Below are 277 nucleotides of genomic sequence, written 5' to 3' on the forward strand. Positions count from 1 at the left end.
TGAGGAATACGAAGCCACCGACTTCTGCATCACCCTTGAAAGCAAGAGTGGTGCTGGTGTGTCCTTCTATTGCAGCACACAGACTGGTGAGGACCACCGATATGTGATCGGCAACGTGAAATCCTTTGCCACCGTTGAGGAGAAAGAAAGTGTGAGCTCTTACAATGGTCCAGAATTTGAGGGCAGCGATGAAAAGTTGCAGGGAAGCTTCGACGAACTACTAGCAGAGGTGGGCGCCACCGCAGAACTCTGCGATTTCACCGATGCTATGGCGTTG

At 51.6% G+C, this 277-nt stretch carries 1 protein-coding gene; it reads left to right on the forward strand.

Annotated elements, in window-relative coordinates; all coding sequences use genetic code 11:
- On the forward strand, positions 1-277 hold a 277-nt coding region (locus tag ACYQ78_RS39550; protein WP_459806133.1), incomplete at both ends, for an MAM33 family protein.

Source organism: Herbidospora sp. RD11066 (assembly GCF_054661255.1).